This window comes from Microcystis sp. LE19-10.1B (assembly GCF_027530565.1).
GTDB lineage: Bacteria > Cyanobacteriota > Cyanobacteriia > Cyanobacteriales > Microcystaceae > Microcystis > Microcystis aeruginosa.
In genome coordinates this window covers 1-16804 of sequence record NZ_JAPZQM010000104.1, presented here as the reverse complement: position 1 = coordinate 16804, position 16804 = coordinate 1, and the positions used below count along the sequence as shown (strand labels likewise).

The 16804-nt window shown below is 45.1% G+C and carries 15 protein-coding genes and 3 pseudogenes; 7 read left to right on the top strand and 11 right to left on the bottom strand.

Features of this window, described 5'->3' with window-relative positions:
* Positions 1-291: 291 nt before the first annotated feature.
* The 3 genes from O9332_RS03535 (at position 292) to O9332_RS03525 (ending at position 5510) form a co-directional block, all read left to right on the top strand.
* Complete coding sequence (locus tag O9332_RS03535) at positions 292-1872, top strand: photosystem II high light acclimation radical SAM protein (protein WP_002762772.1); 1581 nt, start codon at positions 292-294, stop codon at positions 1870-1872.
* A gap of 93 nt (positions 1873-1965) precedes the next feature.
* Positions 1966-3450 carry a WD40 repeat domain-containing protein gene (locus tag O9332_RS03530; protein WP_002762770.1) on the top strand — a complete coding sequence of 495 codons (1485 nt, stop codon included), beginning with the start codon at positions 1966-1968 and terminating at the stop codon, positions 3448-3450.
* A gap of 179 nt (positions 3451-3629) precedes the next feature.
* On the top strand, positions 3630-5510 hold the full coding sequence (locus tag O9332_RS03525) for a DNA-directed RNA polymerase subunit gamma (RefSeq protein ID WP_158200662.1): 1881 nt from the start codon (positions 3630-3632) through the stop codon (positions 5508-5510).
* Between the two features lie 40 nt (positions 5511-5550).
* Here O9332_RS03525 and O9332_RS03520 read toward each other — a convergent pair whose 3' ends face one another.
* Both O9332_RS03520 and O9332_RS03515 read right to left on the bottom strand, forming a co-directional pair.
* On the bottom strand, positions 5551-5967 hold the full coding sequence (locus O9332_RS03520) for a RidA family protein (RefSeq protein WP_002762767.1): 417 nt from the start codon (positions 5965-5967) through the stop codon (positions 5551-5553).
* Between the two features lie 264 nt (positions 5968-6231).
* Positions 6232-6579, bottom strand: a complete 348-nt coding sequence (locus O9332_RS03515) for a hypothetical protein (protein ID WP_002762766.1) — start codon at positions 6577-6579, stop codon at positions 6232-6234.
* Between O9332_RS03515 and O9332_RS27940 the strand changes: the two are divergent.
* Positions 6578-6682, top strand: a pseudogene (locus O9332_RS27940) (DUF29 family protein); the annotation flags it as partial. The gene O9332_RS03515 and the pseudogene O9332_RS27940 overlap by 2 nt on opposite strands.
* A gap of 142 nt (positions 6683-6824) precedes the next feature.
* Here the strand turns inward: O9332_RS27940 and larC are convergent.
* Complete coding sequence (gene larC / locus O9332_RS03510; RefSeq protein ID WP_288023653.1) at positions 6825-8081, bottom strand: nickel pincer cofactor biosynthesis protein LarC; 1257 nt, start codon at positions 8079-8081, stop codon at positions 6825-6827.
* On the opposite strand from larC, the gene O9332_RS03505 reads away from it, so the two are divergent.
* Positions 8058-8699 carry an L-threonylcarbamoyladenylate synthase gene (locus O9332_RS03505; RefSeq protein ID WP_288023652.1) on the top strand — a complete coding sequence of 214 codons (642 nt, stop codon included), beginning with the start codon at positions 8058-8060 and terminating at the stop codon, positions 8697-8699. The two genes, larC and O9332_RS03505, sit on opposite strands and share 24 nt — an antisense overlap.
* Positions 8700-9028: 329 nt before the next feature.
* Positions 9029-9439, top strand: a complete 411-nt coding sequence (locus O9332_RS03500; RefSeq protein ID WP_002762759.1) for an Hsp20/alpha crystallin family protein — start codon at positions 9029-9031, stop codon at positions 9437-9439.
* Positions 9440-9497: 58 nt separating this feature from the next.
* On the opposite strand, the gene hpf is transcribed toward O9332_RS03500, so the two are convergent.
* Both hpf and O9332_RS03490 read right to left on the bottom strand, forming a co-directional pair.
* The gene (gene hpf, locus O9332_RS03495; protein WP_002762757.1) at positions 9498-10097 is read right to left on the bottom strand and encodes a ribosome hibernation-promoting factor, HPF/YfiA family; all 600 of its coding nucleotides are present in this window, start codon (positions 10095-10097) and stop codon (positions 9498-9500) included.
* A gap of 845 nt (positions 10098-10942) precedes the next feature.
* Positions 10943-13039, bottom strand: a complete 2097-nt coding sequence (locus tag O9332_RS03490; RefSeq protein WP_288023651.1) for a S8 family peptidase — start codon at positions 13037-13039, stop codon at positions 10943-10945.
* A gap of 67 nt (positions 13040-13106) precedes the next feature.
* Between O9332_RS03490 and O9332_RS03485 the strand changes: the two genes are divergently transcribed.
* A complete protein-coding gene (locus tag O9332_RS03485; RefSeq protein WP_288023650.1) occupies positions 13107-13898 on the top strand; it encodes a Uma2 family endonuclease in 792 nt (263 codons plus the stop codon).
* A gap of 81 nt (positions 13899-13979) precedes the next feature.
* Here O9332_RS03485 and O9332_RS03480 read toward each other — a convergent pair whose 3' ends face one another.
* From O9332_RS03480 to O9332_RS03455, 6 genes and pseudogenes are all read right to left on the bottom strand, one after another.
* Complete coding sequence (locus O9332_RS03480; RefSeq protein ID WP_002762751.1) at positions 13980-14135, bottom strand: anacyclamide/piricyclamide family prenylated cyclic peptide; 156 nt, start codon at positions 14133-14135, stop codon at positions 13980-13982.
* A gap of 144 nt (positions 14136-14279) precedes the next feature.
* A complete protein-coding gene (locus O9332_RS03475; RefSeq protein ID WP_002762749.1) occupies positions 14280-14504 on the bottom strand; it encodes a cyanobactin biosynthesis PatC/TenC/TruC family protein in 225 nt (74 codons plus the stop codon).
* A 323-nt stretch (positions 14505-14827) separates the two neighbouring features.
* Positions 14828-15328 carry a hypothetical protein gene (locus tag O9332_RS03470; protein ID WP_002762747.1) on the bottom strand — a complete coding sequence of 167 codons (501 nt, stop codon included), beginning with the start codon at positions 15326-15328 and terminating at the stop codon, positions 14828-14830.
* Between the two features lie 123 nt (positions 15329-15451).
* Positions 15452-15709 carry a cyanobactin biosynthesis system PatB/AcyB/McaB family protein gene (locus O9332_RS03465; RefSeq protein WP_002762745.1) on the bottom strand — a complete coding sequence of 86 codons (258 nt, stop codon included), beginning with the start codon at positions 15707-15709 and terminating at the stop codon, positions 15452-15454.
* 80 nt (positions 15710-15789) lie between these two features.
* Positions 15790-16659, bottom strand: a pseudogene (locus O9332_RS03460) (PatA/PatG family cyanobactin maturation protease); the annotation flags it as partial.
* 23 nt (positions 16660-16682) lie between these two features.
* A pseudogene (locus O9332_RS03455) lies at positions 16683-16804 on the bottom strand (IS630 family transposase); the annotation flags it as partial.

Below are 16804 nucleotides of genomic sequence, written 5' to 3'. Positions count from 1 at the left end.
GTGGGAAGTGGGGTGTGGGGTGTGGGGTGTAGGGTGTGGGGTGTAGGGTGTGGGGTGTGGGGTGTAGGGTGTAGGGTGTAGGGTGTAGGGTGTGGGGTGTGGGGTGTGGGGTGTGGGAAGTGGGAAGCTTTTCAGTAAACAGTAAACAGTGAACTGAAAACTCACATCTGATAACTGATAACTGATAACTGATAACTGATAACTGATAACTGATAACTGCCAGACAAGCCGGACAAAGTTAAGTTATATTAAGATTACTCAGAATGCGTCTCCATCCCCTTCAGAAATCTCATGACTCAACCGCAAGCACAACGCATCCTCTACGTTAGACTCCCCTGTAACCCCATTTTCCCCATCGGTGTCGTTTACCTTTCCGACCACGTTCATAAACTATTCCCCGACATCGAACAAAGGATTTTTGACCTTGGCACCGTCCCCCCCTTAGACTTTAACCAGGCACTCGATCGCTGTGTTGACGAATTTCGGCCGACCCTGCTAGTATTCTCCTGGCGGGATATTCAAATATATGCCCCCGTCGGTGGTCGCGGTGGTAATCCCCTGCAAAACGCCTTTGAATTTTACTACGCTAAAAACCCCCTAATCAAGCTGCGCGGTGCTTTAGGAGGTTTAAAGGTGACAACCGCCTACTACGGCGAATTATGGCGCAATCAGGGACTAATTCGCCGCGGGTTGCAGCAGGCCAGAAAATACCATCCCGAAGCGCGAGTTATCGTCGGGGGTGGTGCCGTCAGTGTTTTCTATGAACAACTAAAAACCAAACTGCCCACAGGAACAATTGTATCAGTGGGAGAAGGGGAAACCCTGCTAGAAAAATTCCTCTCCGGCCGGGACTTTAGCGATGAACGTTGTTATGTCGTCGGAGAAACCACACCCCGGCCGCGTTTAATCCACGAATCCCCCACCCCCTTAGAAAAATCCGCTTGTAACTACGACTATATCGCCAGTATTTGGCCGGAATTTTCCTACTATTTCCAAGAAAACGACTTTTATATCGGGGTACAAACCAAGCGCGGCTGTCCCCATAACTGCTGCTACTGCATCTATACCGTCGTCGAAGGGAAACAAGTACGCATTAATCCCGCGGATGAAGTAGTTAAGGAAATGCGCCAATTATACGACCGCGGCATTCGCAATTTCTGGTTTACCGATGCCCAATTTATCCCCACCAGAAAATTTATCAACGACGTGGAAGAACTATTAGAAAAAATTCTCGCTTCTGGGATGAAAGATATCCGTTGGGCTGCCTATATTCGTGCCGATAATCTCACTCCGAAACTGTGCGATTTAATGGTAAAAACAGGCATGAACTACTTTGAAATTGGTATCACCAGTGGTTCTCAGGAATTAGTCCGCAAAATGCGGATGGGCTATAATTTGCGGACAGTTCTGCAAAATTGTCGGGACTTAAAAGCGGCCGGTTTTAATGATCTGGTTTCGGTAAATTATTCCTTTAATGTTATTGATGAAACCCTGGAAACTATTCGTCAAACTATCGCCTATCATCGGGAATTAGAAAATATTTTTGGAGTCGATAAAGTGGAACCAGCCATCTTTTTTATCGGACTACAACCCCACACCCATCTAGAAGAATACGCCTTCAAAAAAGAAATTATTAAACCCGACTACGATCCCATGAGTTTAATGCCCTGGACAGCCAAAAAACTGCTCTGGAATCCCGAACCTTTGGGGTCATTCTTTGGCGAAGTTTGTCTGCAAGCATGGCGACAAAATCCCGATGATTTTGGACGAGAAGTGCTGAAAATTTTGGAAGCAAGACTAGGGAAGGCCGATTTAGAATCCGCTTTAACCGCACCGATAGAAACTAAGAAAAAAGTCTTAACTCCTGCTTAAAAATTAATTTTAGTCAATCCCAAGGCGGCAATTAGCGTTACCATGAGTCTGAAATCAGGAGATCATTGAAATCCCTTTACCGGTAACTGCAAAATGACCGACCATCGCCCCCATTGGCTAGAATTAGCGGAATATATCGCCCTAGGATTAACCCTGCTTACCCTTATCGCCATGGGTGCGGAGTTTTTGCCTTTGTTCCTCCTGGTAGTGACTTTCGGGTTGAATATTCTCAATCGTCTCCGAGAAAGAACCAGGCAACGTCAACGCTTAACCGAAATGACTGGTGATTTACAGAGTCAGTGGGAAGAAGAAAAAGAAGCTTTATCAGCACAAATACAGTCCCTCAGTCCTGCGGTGGCCAGCGATAACGCCCGTGCGGTCGCAACGCGCTCGCTACGCGAGATCGCAGAATTAGAGGAGAATATTCTCGTCCTCGAACAGTCCCACAATCAAATTATTCAATATATCAACCGTAACGGGCTGCTGGAACGCATCGAACATCTGGAAAAATCCTACAGTCGCTTACACAGAGATATTTTGCCGCTTAACGAAGAATCGGCGGATATTCCCGCCACAAAAGCGGAAAATGAGCCACAAATCACCCTACCTACCCTTAATTTAACTCCCACTTCCCCCCCCGTCGATATACCCCATTGGCACTATTATCGCCGTCTGGCCGCCCATCGGGAAATGATTACAGCGATCGCAATTACCGAGGATCAACAGTTTTTAATTAGCGTTAGTTGGGATCGTACCCTAAAAATCTGGGATTTTGCGAGGGGAACCCTGATTAATACGGTGGAAGCTCACGATCAGGGCATTTTAGCCCTAGCAGTGACTGGAAACGGCGATTATCATCTAGCGACGGGAGGATTCGATCAAACCGTTAAATTATGGACTTTAGCCGGCGATGGCAGTAGTCTGGAATTAAATCAAATTTTCCTCGGTCATCTCGGTTCGATTCACGGCCTAGATTTTGCCCCCCGTTGGCATTTTTTGGTTAGTGGTAGTTACGATCAAACCCTAAAACAGTGGAATTTAGAGCAGGAAACCGAAGAATTTAGCTCCTATGACAGTCTGGGGGCAATTTATGCCCTAGCAGTGGCTCCTAATCAAGATTTTATCGCCGCAGCTGGAGGTGATGGCACTGTCACCCTCTGGCAATTGGGATCGGGAGCAAAAATCGCCGTCCTATCCGGTAACGTTTCTTCGGTGCAGAGTCTGGCGATCGCTGCCGATGGTCAGATTATTGCCGCCGGTTGTGTGGATGGGACAGTGAAAATCTGGCAATACGATCGAGAGAAAAGCGGTCATTTTGCGCCAATTCGGGTGATCAATGCCCATAATGGTCAGGTGACAAGCTTGGTATTTGCAGAGGAAGGTCAATGGTTATTTACCGGGGGAACCGACGGAGAGATTAAAATCTGGTTAGCCAATTCTCAACAGGCGATCGCAACTCTCAGCACCGACAATGGGCGATCGTCGCCGATCTCCAGTTTAGTTCTCAGCCCCGATTATTGTCACCTAGCAGCGGCTGCGGCCGACGGTAGCATCACCATCTGGGAAAATATCACTTAATGGTCGATCGAACTGGAAAAATTGTATAATGTAATGTCCCGGACTCGGTCAGGCCAGTTTGACCCCAAGAAAAAGTGACTGAGTTAACCGTCGTTTCTGCCTAATAGTTGTCATCGGGGCATCGAGAACGCGCGAGCGATCGCTTATCCCAGATCATCACCCATAGTAAAAAATTCAGAATGAAGACTCCAACAGATCAAAGATTTGATTACGTCAAAATCGGTTTAGCGTCCCCCGAAAGAATTCGGCAATGGGGAGAAAGAAACCTGCCTAACGGTCAAGTCGTCGGAGAAGTAACCAAACCAGAAACGATCAACTATCGGACTCTCAAACCGGAAATGGATGGGTTATTCTGCGAGAAAATTTTTGGCCCCTCGAAGGACTGGGAATGTTGGTGCGGTAAATACAAACGCGTCCGTCACCGGGGAATTGTCTGTGAACGTTGCGGGGTGGAAGTTACCGAGTCGCGGGTACGTCGTCATCGCATGGGTTTTATCAAATTAGCTGCCCCCGTCACCCACGTTTGGTATCTCAAAGGTATTCCCAGCTATCTCAGTATCCTGCTCGATATGCCCCTGCGGGACGTGGAGCAAATCGTCTATTTTAATGCCTATGTGGTTCTCGATCCGGGTAATGCCGGCAATCTTAGTTATAAACAACTCCTCAGCGAAGATCAATGGTTAGAGATCGAAGAAGAAATCTACGCGGAGGATTCGGAATTAGTCGGCATTGAAGTGGGTATCGGGGCCGAGGCTATCCAAAGACTCTTACAGGAAATTAACCTGGAAGAAGAAGCGGAAAGACTGCGGACGGAAATTGTCGAAAGTAAAGGGCAAAAACGGGCAAAATTAATTAAACGTCTCCGGGTAATCGATAACTTTATCGCCACGGGTTCTCAGGCAGAATGGATGGTTTTAAGCGTAATTCCCGTGATTCCCCCCGATTTACGCCCGATGGTGCAGTTGGACGGCGGCCGTTTTGCCACCTCTGACCTGAACGATCTCTACCGTCGGGTGATTAACCGCAATAACCGTTTATCCCGTCTGCAAGAAATTCTCGCCCCCGAAATTATCGTCCGCAACGAAAAACGGATGTTACAGGAGGCCGTCGATGCTTTAATTGATAACGGTCGTCGCGGTCGCACGGTGGTGGGGGCCAATAATCGCGCCCTGAAGTCTTTATCGGATATTATCGAGGGTAAACAGGGGCGTTTCCGTCAAAATCTCCTCGGTAAACGGGTTGACTATTCGGGACGTTCGGTTATCGTTGTCGGTCCGAAGTTGAAGATCTATCAATGCGGTTTACCCCGGGAAATGGCGATCGAATTGTTCCAACCCTTCGTTATCCATCGTTTAATTAAATTAGGCATCGTCAATAATATCAAGGCGGCCAAGAAAATGATCCAACGGGGGGATGCCAATGTTTGGCACGTCTTGGATGAAGTGATCACGGGACACCCGGTGATGTTAAACCGCGCCCCTACCCTGCACCGTTTGGGCATTCAAGCGTTTGAACCGATCCTAGTGGAGGGCCGGGCGATTCAGTTACATCCCCTCGTCTGTCCCGCTTTTAACGCTGACTTTGACGGGGACCAAATGGCCGTACATATTCCCCTCTCCCTGGAAGCACAATCGGAAGCGCGATTGTTGATGTTAGCTTGTCATAATATTCTCTCACCGGCGACCGGTCGCCCGATTGTTGCCCCTTCTCAGGATATGGTTTTGGGTTGTTATTATCTCACGGCCGAAAATCCCAAGGCCCAAAAGGGTGGGGGTCGTTATTTCGCCAGCATGGATGACGCTATTCGCGCTTTTGATCAGGGATTGGTGGATCTACACGCTTCCGTGTGGTTGCGTTTACCTGTCGGAGAAAAGGTGAAAACCAATAAACCCGATGAGGAAGTCCTGGAAACGGAAACTCTCCCCGATGGCAGCATCTGGAAATATTATCGGGAACGCAAAACCCGCGAGAAGGATGGTCAGATAATTTCTCAGTATGTGCGTACTACTGTAGGGCGAATTATCTACAATAAGACGATCCTAGAAGCTTTAGTAGTCTAGAGAGAGATTAGGTTAGGGTGGGCAATGCCCACCTTAATTTTTAGGCTAAAGCGGCAATACATTCTATTTCCACTAGCACATCTTTGGGAAGACGGGCCACCTCCACACAGGCCCGGGCCGGGGCGGTTTCCGGGGGGAAATAACGGGCATAAACTTGATTCATCGCCCCGAAATTGGCTAAATCCGAGAGAAAGACGGTAGTTTTCACCACATTTGACCAATTAGCCCCAGCAGCGGTTAAAATGCCCTCTAGATTGGCCATAACTTGTTCGGTTTGGGCGCTAATTTCCCCGGAGACGATTTCACCCGTGACGGGATCTAGGGGAATTTGTCCCGCAACAAAGAGAAAAGGACCAGGAGCGGCGATCGCTTGATTATAGGGACCCACAGGGGCCGGAGCTTTATCAGTACGGATGACCTGATTATTCATGGGCAGGATAGTTAAAAAAGATGACATTGAATCAATTGAATATTTTCCCAGTTTTTCGATCGCTTGTAGTTAATTTTCGCCGGTTAGGGGGTTTAATTTTGACTGATTGTCTTTGTCGAAGGTGCGCTAAAAGCGATTGTACGAGAAATAAGTCAACACTTATGACGCTGCAATTCTGCATCTAAGTAGCTGGTTATAATTAAATTAAAAATGGATTTTAGGTTCGATCCCCCCTGCCCCCCTTGATAAGGGGGGTGCCGATAGGCGGGGGGATCTGAAAGTTTTTAATACCTACCTACTTAACTCTGTTAACAAAGCATATATTCTATCAAAATTATATTTAGTTTCAGAAGGAGCATCATAGGTTGTCAAAGTACCTTTAGTATGACTATGAGCCGCTAGATTGCGACTTTTCTTTAGATTACCAAGATAACCTTTTAAAGTACTAATTTTATCAGTTTTTTCTGACTTTTTTTCGATTTTTTCTAATGTTGCTAAACCAATAACTATCATCAACATTTTTCTAAAAGCTTCATATTGAAAGTTAGAGTTAGGCTTAATAATCTCGTCTTTGATGAATTTTTGGTTAGCTGGGGACTTTAAGCATCGTTTAGCACATCTTAAAACTATATCATCCACGGTAAATGAAACTAATTTACCAAAAGAAACTTTCCCAGTTGATTGTCCTTTTAGCCAAGAACAGGTTTTAAAGTGGGATTATCTTCCTGAAAATAGCTTTTGAACAATGGATATAACTAGGGAGGAACAATTATTTGTAGGATGGGTTAGCGGTAGCGTAACATGAGCGGGCGTTGGGTTTCATGCTTCAACCCAACCTACGTTCTTTTGAACAATAGCAGTTTTATGATAAAATTGCCCTGCTATCAAGACTGATTTTTTTCTTGCCAAACAGCTAAGGCCATTTGATGAACAAATCGCCAAGGTAGATGATGCTGACGGGCAATTGCGGCACAATCTTCGTATTCTGGTTGTACGGTAATCGGTTGATTAATTGACTCTTTGTAGGCAACTTTTAGCCGAATTTGTCCATAGACAGTATCGATCGATTGTATCTCTCTTTTTAAGATTGATCGCTCTTGAATCGTCCTTCTAATGCCTAAAGTTGTGGTTTCCTGAAAGATCATATTTTCACAAATAGCAATTTTATCCAAGGCACAAATTACTGTCAAAAGTATTCCCAAACGGGATTTTTTCATAGTAATTGCTTGACTAAATACATCCAAGGCACCCACTTGTAATAAAGACTCACTTAAGTAGGCGATCGCTTGCGGATTTAAGTCATCAATTTGAGTTTCTAAAACTGCCACGGTTTCGCTTTCATCTAGCTTTTCTGATTCTTTTTTCCCTAACCAAAGTCGGACAAGATTGGGAATCGGTAAATCTTTTGTCCCTGCTCCTAAACCGACCTTTTCTAACTGCATTTTCGGCGGTTTACCGAAACTTTTAGCTAAAGTTGTCACAATAGCTGCCCCCGTGGGTGTTACTAACTCTGCTTCGATGCCATTACTATAAATTGGTACTTGTCGCCGACTGAACATTTGTACTACTGCTGGCACGGGAACCGGTAAACGACCATGGGCGGCCTGAACTGTACCGCCGCCGGTGGGTAGAGAAGAACAGTATAATTCACTCACCGATAGCCAATCCAAACCCAAACAAGTCCCGACGATATCGATAATGGCATCGGTTGCCCCCACTTCGTGAAAATGCACTTTTTCCGGTGCGATCCCGTGAACAGCCCCTTCTGCGATCGCAAGTTGTTGAAAAACCGCTAAACTCCATTCTTGGACTTTCTGGGGTAAATTTGCCTGTTTAATTAAATTTTCGATCTCCGGTAAATGGCGAGCGGGGGTATGATGGTGATGGTGGTGATGATCAGCAGACTTCTCGGCAGTGACATCGACGTGAATCTTAGTGGCAATTTGACCGCGACGATGCACTTTTTCGGCCCTTAACTGATATTCATCCTCAATTCCTAAAGTTTTTAGTTGTGCAATCAGGTATTCTAAGGGGACTCCTAAATCTACTAACGCCCCTAAACACATATCCCCGGCAATTCCCGTGGGACAATCCCAATAGGCGACGATTTTGCTATCATGGCTACTATTTACTCTCTCCATCCGGAAAATCCCCAACAACGTTCTATCCAAGAAATCTGTCATGCCCTGAAAAATGGGGCAATTATGCTTTATCCTACCGATACTGTCTATGCGATCGGTTGCGATCTCAATGTGAAATCTGCCGTCGAACGAGTTCGCCAAATCAAGCAACTATCTAATGATAAACCCTTGACGTTTCTCTGTTCTTCTTTGTCGAATATTTCCGAGTACGCAGTGGTCAGCGATTATGCTTATAAGATTATGCGACGAGTTATACCCGGTCCCTACACTTTTCTCTTACCGGCGACTAAATTAGTGCCGAAAGTGGTGATGAATCCGAAGCGGAAAACCACTGGTATCCGGGTTCCCGATCATGTTATCTGTCGCACTATTCTCGAAACCCTAGAAAATCCCATTATCTCTAGTTCTGCTCATCTTCCCGATCAGGAGGGGGATTTTCCCACCAAGGGATTAGAAACCGCTAGGCTATTCGATGCCCTCGATCATATCGTTGATTTAATTATCGAAGATGGTTCGGCTCCCGGTTCGGAAGTGTCAACAATTGTTGATTTTACCAGCGATCAACCGGATATCGTGCGTCAGGGTTTGGGTTGGCCGGAATTACAACAATGGTTATAACGAAGGCAAAAGGCAAAAGGCAGGGGTCAGTATTCAGGAGACAGGAGACAGGAGATAGGAGATAGGAGATAGGAGATTATTTTTATTTATTCTTCCCACACCCCACTTCCCCACTTCCCCACACCCCACACCCCACACCCCACACCCCACACCCCACACCCCACTTCCCCACTTCCCCACACCCCACACCCCACTGATAACTGATAACTGATAAGTGTATCGGTTATTGCGACTTTTTGTTTCCTGAAAACCGCCTTGTGGAAGTCAAGTTAGTTGCTTAAGATAGAGGTAATCGCAGTCAGAGAAAACCTCTCAAGGAAATTATTACTATGGCTTTCACTCTTTATTCTCCCTTCCTCGAAATTAATTCTGTTCAACGTCAAATCGATCAACTTTTTCAAGAAGTATTACCGACAACTTCATCGGTATCTCGTCCCCCGGTGGAAATCTCTGTTAATGAGGATTCCGTGCAATTGAAAATCGAATTACCCGGTGTGGATATTAAAGATATCGATGTGGAGGTTAGCAAACAAATGGTGGCTATTAATGGGCAACGTCAACGCCCTGCCGAGGTGGAAAACAGCGAATTTTATTATGGTAAATTTAGTCGCTTGATTACCCTACCAGTGGAGGTGCAAAATAGCCAAGTTACCGCTAACTATCAAGACGGTATTCTTTATCTCACCCTCCCGAAAGCGGTGGCAGAAAAAAATAAAGTGGTTAAAGTTAATCTTGGTTAGATGAGAAAAAGACTGGAGAATTTCTCCAGTCTTTTGTTTTATTTGTAGTCGCTAACTGTTAATTGGATTCTTTGCCATTTAGGTTGACGGGACGGGGTTGAATAACACCAAAACCGCCGTGATTGCGTTGATAGATAACATTGATTTCGTTCGTGTCTTTGTTGCAGAACATATAGAAATCGTGATCGACTAATTGCAATTGTGTTAGTGCTTCCTCAATAGTCATCGGTGGCATAGCAAAGTATTTCATCCGCACTACTTCCGCAGGTAATTCGGGAGTGCGATCGCCAATTAGGTTATCATCTAAGGGTTTCTCTTGCACCACCTCGCTAGTTTTAACGGTAGCGTGGGTGCGATGATCCACCAGTCTTTCTTTATACTTGCGGAGTTGACGAGCGATTTTATCAGAAACTAAATCAATACTTGCGTACAAATTTTCGCTTCCTTCTTGAGCGCGAATCACTGTTCCATTAGCATAAACCGTTACTTCTGCCTTGTGGCGATCGGGAATGCGCGCATTCTTTTCCACGGAGAGGTGAACATCGACTTTTGTGGTTATGCCGTTAAAATGTTTCACCGCTTTCTCCAGCTTTTGTTCCACATAATCATGAATAGGTTCGGTGACAGCGATATTATTGCCCTGAATCAATAGCTTCATACTCACTACTCCATCTAAAAATTTTGCTATGGACTGCCCACATCAACTATTTTTAAGGGGTGTTGATGCTAGGAATTTAATCCTCAAAAAACTGCTCGTTCGCGCTGTTGAGTGAAAGTCAATTAGAGGTCACAGTCTAGATATTGTCGGTGTTCTCGTTCTCTTTTTTTTGTCGGATCGCGCGGAAAATTCATCGGGTCGAGCGCCTATTTGCAACTGGATTTATCTACCTCTATTCTAACAAGTTTCTGTAAACCTTTTCTTAACAGAAGTGCGAAGTTCTGTTAACTTTTATTTAAAGAAACCGATTTTCGCCGCCGGCAAGGGAATCCGGTGATTGTTTCTCCTGTGGGACGGTTAACCTCGGAATAGATGGGATAACCCTAGATTAGCACTTAGTATTCTCCCCAACATCTATATCTTCCCTTCTTTTAATTTTCCTTTGCGCTCCTTCACATTTCTTAAATAATTTGACAAATTTCGCAATGAATGCTCAAAAAATACCTCGTCTCTGTGGGCTAAAAATTCGGGCAATTACTCCCGCTGCTCTCGGGACAACAGCGATCGCTAGTGCCAGCGAGAATTGCTAATCCCGACTTACACTCTCGCTGCTGACTCAGATGTTAAGTTTGTTAAATTTAAGTAGGGAGGCACAATTATTTGTAGGATGGGTTAGCGGTAGCGTAACATGAGCAGGCGTTGGGTTTCATGCTTCAACCCAACCTACGTTCATCTGACTCAGATGTTAAGTTTGTTAAATTTAATCTTGACAAATTTCCAGCACAGTTAAGAGCGATCGCTTATTGCTTTTTTCAATATTGGTAAGTTGATCCTAAGCTAAAACCTCACTTAGAAACAGCCCAAGAACGCACTTCTCCTAAGGTTACAGGGGTGCGATCGCTGACATCAATGGTAAAGCGAAAAACTCGTTTGGCCCGCAGACCATTTTCGGGATCGAAGAATTTTAATTTCACATCCCAACATTCACTTCCGTAGCGACAGAAGGGGCTTTTTTCCACTTCAATACTGTGTAATTCCATTCCCATTGCTACTGCTTGGGAGAAGGTTTGTACCGCTTGAAAGGCGTTAGTAGCGGCAAAATTTAAGGCGCGATCGCGGGCGATTTGTCCGACGTTGCGTAAGTCATAATAAATGCGATTTAAGAAACTGGTTAGAGAACGCCGCATCCTTACTTCATCGGCGATTTCATGTTCTGTGCGAACAGTTTCTATGGCTGATTCAATCAAAGTATTAATTTTCCAGCCATACATTCCCCGGGGACTATTAACCTTGATGACGGGAACAATTTGACCCGAAAAAAGTTTCACGGTTTCCTCTGTAAGCATACCCGGAATACTCACCCTTTCAACATAATCTTCGTCAGATTCTGGTAATATTTGACCCGCTAACATATATTGCATGACTTGATAAATCTCGGCGGCAAAAGCTCCCACGGGTTTAATTGCATAGATGGGAGTTAGTTCTAAATTGACTGTCCAAATTAAAGACTTAGTTTCTGATAAATTACTTTCTAAATAATCTACCATTTGCCGCGCATCGTAGGGATTGGATGGTAATTCAAGATTATCGATCGTGATGGTTGGCATTAATTGTTTAAAGGTGTCCCGACGCGCTTCTGTGCCGAAATCATAGCCTAAAGTTCCTAACACATAAACGAGGTTTGAACGTTGACTAGGAACGACACTATTAAAGACAATATTTTTATTTGTTTGATTATTTTGTATTAATCCGGTTGAGGAAACATTTTCTGAAGCATTGCTAGGAGTGATCACCAGTTCTATTGTCGCTGCTGTTGGGGTGGTTATAGTTATTCCCTGAGTTGCCATCTCGGTTGTATTAGATGGGATAACCGAGGTTGTCACTGTCATCGGAATTACCGCCGATTTTATGATATTATTCGACAAATTGTTATCCGCTTCAACAGTTTGTAATTTCTCTCCCGTCAGCAGTTCATAAGCACCCGCAATATTGATTTTTCCTAATAAACAGCGTTCTGGTTCTTCTACTTCATTAGGATCGCAGGGGATGGCACTATTAATCAAGGCGACTCTTACTGCTTCTGCATCGGGAGATAACCCCTGTTCTAATTGTAAACTCATTAATAAAGCGGCTGTTCCTGTCACAATGGGAGCGGCGCAGCTAGTGCCTTTTTTGCGGATGGGGTCATCGGTTCCGGGTTGAGCGCCTAAAATATTCTCTCCTGGAGCGAGAATCCCTTGAGTTGCATATTTACCACCAAAATTACTAAATTTAAATGGCTCGCCTGTATCTTTCATTGCTCCTACTGTCAGGACATTTTCTAATACCGCAGGAACGCACCAACACTCTCCTTTATCATTACCTCCGGGGGCAATCACCAGGATATTATTAGCTTGAGCTTGACGAATTGCTTTATCAATAAATTCGTGCGCTAATCCGCTTTGAGTTGGGTGACAAGCGGCACAATGGATAATATTAACTCCCTGTTCAATAGCGGTACTAATTGCGCGAGAAAGATTGAGAGGATTAATAAAATCTTCGTTGCTATAGGCGATGGGAATATTAATTACAGTAGCCTGAGGAGCAATCCCTTCTACGGGTGAATCTGGCTGGCCACAAATGGTGCTGATAATATGGTTAGCATGGAAGCGCAAATGCAAACTGTGGAGGATGTTTTCATCAGGGATAGCTTCTTTGAACAGATACTCTTTTTCTTCATCACTTTTGTCACTTTTTTCTATATCTAAAAAGGCTTGTAAGTGTTGGGGATCGATGGGAAATTCTTCCGACCAATAGGGATCAAGGCGGGTAATATTTGCTCCTTGGAAACAGGCGCGATCTAAGTCAATCGGTCCATCAAGAACGGCAATTTTGATGCGGGGATCGCCTTTGGTATGGGAGCGAAGAGCAGTCATTCCGGGGATAGCATTGAGATCAGGCATAGTTTTTGCAGGTTTTCAAGAACAGTTATAGAATAAAAGCTAGATAACAAAAATAGGGGAATTAAAGATGAGTGCAATCACCCCAACGGCACAACCCGCAACCACAATTCAGGAACCTTCGACCACGGTGTATTGCGATTCCCCTTTACCCGACCACACCCAACTCCCGGATAAAGATGGAAGTTTTGTGAAAAACTATCAAGAGCCTCCCCAAGCAGACCTTTTAACGGATACTATTACACCCCTTTTGGAGCAATTACATCCTGACGGTAATTACTGTCTGGGTCGAGATTGTGGGATTTATTGGCGATTGCCAGAGCATCCAGAATCCCTAGAAAAAGGTGCTGTTGCTCCCGATTGGTTTTATGTTCCCCATGTCCCCACAACGATTGATGGTCAAGTCCGGCGTTCTTTTGTGATGTGGAAAGAAACCATTGAACCGGTTATTGCCTTAGAATTTGTCTCTGGTAATGGTGAAGAAGAACGGGATAAAACGCCTGTCAAGGGTAAATTTTGGATCTATGAGCGAGCGATTCAAATTCCTTTTTATGGAATTTATGAAGTTAACAAGGCCCAGATCGAGATGTACCAGTTAGTTAATGGTCGTTACCAAAAAATGACTCCTAATCAGCGCGGTCATTATCCCATTGTTCCTTTAAAGGTAGAGTTAGGAATTTGGCAGGGGGAATACCAAAATCAATCCTTTCCCTGGCTTCGCTGGTGGGATGGGGAAGGTAACTTGTTGTTAACTTCCCAGGAATCTACTCAACAGGAACGACAACGAGCCGAACAGGAACGACAACGAGCCGATCGCCTAGCGGAACAGTTAAGGGCCTTGGGGATAGAACCTGAAGAGTAGTCGTTTTGTCAGGTAGGCAAGCGCGAACAATTCATGTAAAAAAAGACTGCCTACCTAATGACTAATGCCAGGAAGAACAAATTACACTGCGTCGTCACCCGCAAAGGGATAACATTGCTTGGTGGCTAAATCACAGAAGGTAGCAGGGGTAATCACATTACCATCACTAGGAACGGTACTCATATTGTCTCGTTGAACCGGGGCGGTAATGCGAGGGGTCAGTTTTGGGGTTTTCATCGTAAGTTACTCCAAAGGTAGTTGTCGATAACACTGAAAGATTTACACGATCCTTGTCAAGAGTTTTCTGTTAACTATTGTCAACTTTAAACAATTTGTTTGCGGTAAAAATAGACAAAGTTTTGCGGGAAAAATGGACAAAGTTTAACACCAGATGCGACCGCGGCGAAAAGGCGGATCATTGGGATTCGCCTTGCGATCTTTGAACATGGTTTTCCAGCGTCCGTAATCTTCTAAACCAGTGGCGGGAATGTATTTAGTTTTAGGTTCAGTTGTTTCTGGTTGCTCAATCTTCGGTTGTTCCGGGGTGGGTTGAGTAACATTCGCGGCAGCGGCTGCTGATTCTGTAGAATCTTTGGATTTAGACATAGTTTGATGCTCTCCATGAGTTTGTTGTAATACAGGTTGTGGATCGCCGTCAGTTGCTAAAGCAGTTGTTGGCGTATCAGTTTTCTGCGGTTCGTTTAAGAGGATTTGAGGAGGAGATTGACTCCCACAAATGATTTGTTCGAGAACCGTGGCAAAATCCCTGAGAGAACCTTCCGCGGTGAAAGATTGACCGCCAGTTTCTTGGGCGACGCGAGCATATTCAGCTTCAATCGTGTGACGATAGCGACTTTTGGATTGACCACAATAGGTAAGCTAAACGGCGCTTAACCTGCATGATCCAACAGCTATAACCCTTTTGGAGTCTATATCGGTGATCCGAAGTAAAAGCCGTTTAGCTTATGAATGATCACTTGTGCCGTTTTAGCTCCTTGAATCGCCTGGTTAGCGGCTTCAATATCCTTGGCAAGGGTTTTGTCCCCGCCTGCATCTAAGGCTTCATCTCCTAGGTAAAAAATCGCCCTTTTCGCCCCAGACCGCCAATCAAAATGAGTGGCCAGATCTTGCATCACCCGGGCCGCATCTTCCTGGGCTCCTCCCGATGGGAGTTCACCTTTTTTTCGGCTTTTTAAGGCCGATTCGGGAATGGCACAGGTTTTGGTTAGATAGTCTCGAACTGTGCGCTCAAATTGGGTGTTTTTCCAGGTTCCTTCGATCCCCAGCCAAATCACTCGCAGGTCTGAGGGGCAGTGGGAGCGGGCATTAGCGATCGCCGTTTCCGCCGCCTGACTCAATCCTTCGGCCTCCGCTTTAACGGAGACACTGGTATCAATGACAATGACTAAATCAACAGGAATTGCCGTCATAAAATTGGAGTGATCGGTGAGTAGGTGAATTTGGGGTTTGAGTGTTGCTTATGCTGTCATTATCTATCAGAGCAGATTGCTTTTTGCTGACAGATTAATCACGAGTATATTCTCCACCCTTGACTAATAACGAAAACCGCCAAAAGAGGACATTTTCAGATAGCCATAATGAGGATATTGAAATTGTGCTGGATCGTTGTAGTTGGCTCCATGAACTAACTTAACTAAGATAGATACTAAATCTTCGCCATCTCCATGAATAATATCGACGCATTCATGGGGATGAATGAAATGGGGTCGTTTGACGGGAGCAGATTGTTTGGGAAGTCTCACGGTTGTTTTGGGGTAAATAATGGGGGTAGGGGCGAAGCCTTCGGGCATAACCTATCGCTGAAACCTTAGATTTCCTATCGGAATGCTTCGCCCGTACTTGAAGTCAGAAGTCAGCGCAGGGGAAAGGACTAATTAGGAGAAGACCAGGAACGAACTTCGCCCAAGGTGACAGGAATTAAATCACTGACATCAATGGTAAAACGGAAGACTTTACGAGCGCGGCGGCTATTTTCCGGGTCGAAGAATTTTAACTGTACGTCCCAACAATCGCTATCCAGCCGACAGAAAGGACTCTTAGAAACATTAATACTATCGAGTTCCATCCCCGCACCCACAGCCTCAGAAAAAGTTTGCGCTGCTTGGAAAGCGTTGGTCGCAGCAAAATTGAGGGCGCGGTCTTGGGAAGTTTGCCCTAAATTGCGTAAATCGTAGTAGATGCGGTTGAGGAAACTACTCAAAGTGCGGCGCATTTGGCTTTCTTGGGCTTCTGTTTGTTCTGCACCAACAGCTTCAATTGCCGCACTGACTAAAGTATTGATGTGCCAACCATAAATTCCCCGGGGGCTATCCGGTTCAATGACGGGAACAACTTGCCCTGAGAACAGGCGTACTGTCCGCCCAGTAATCCGTCCCGGAATACTGACACGCTGGATATATTCGGGGCTGTCTTCTGCTTGCACTTGTCCCGAAAGAAGTTCCTGTAAAGCGGCATAAACTTCGCGGGAAAAAGAGCCAAGGGGTTCAATGGCGTAAATTGGCGTAAGTTCCAGGTTCAGGGTCCAAATTAAGGATTTAGCCTCCGAGAGGTGGTCAGCTAGGTAATCCACCATCTGACGGGCATCGTAGGGATTAGAGGGAACTTCAATACCACCAATTACCGCTGTCGGCATCAGTTGTTTAAATGTGTCCCGACGGGCTTCGGTGCCGAAGTCATAGCCCAAGGTGCCAATGGCATAGACGATGCCACCAGCAGGTTCAGCAGCTTGGCTAGGGGTAACAGGTTTATTAAGCTTTTACGCATTTAAGTTACATTGACAGCATTACCCTTATTTTTAAGTTTTCTACTCCATTTAATAATCAATCCCCCTTCATTTAAAAGCTGATTGACTACTTTTTCCAGTTCTTCTTTATTTTCAAATTCTC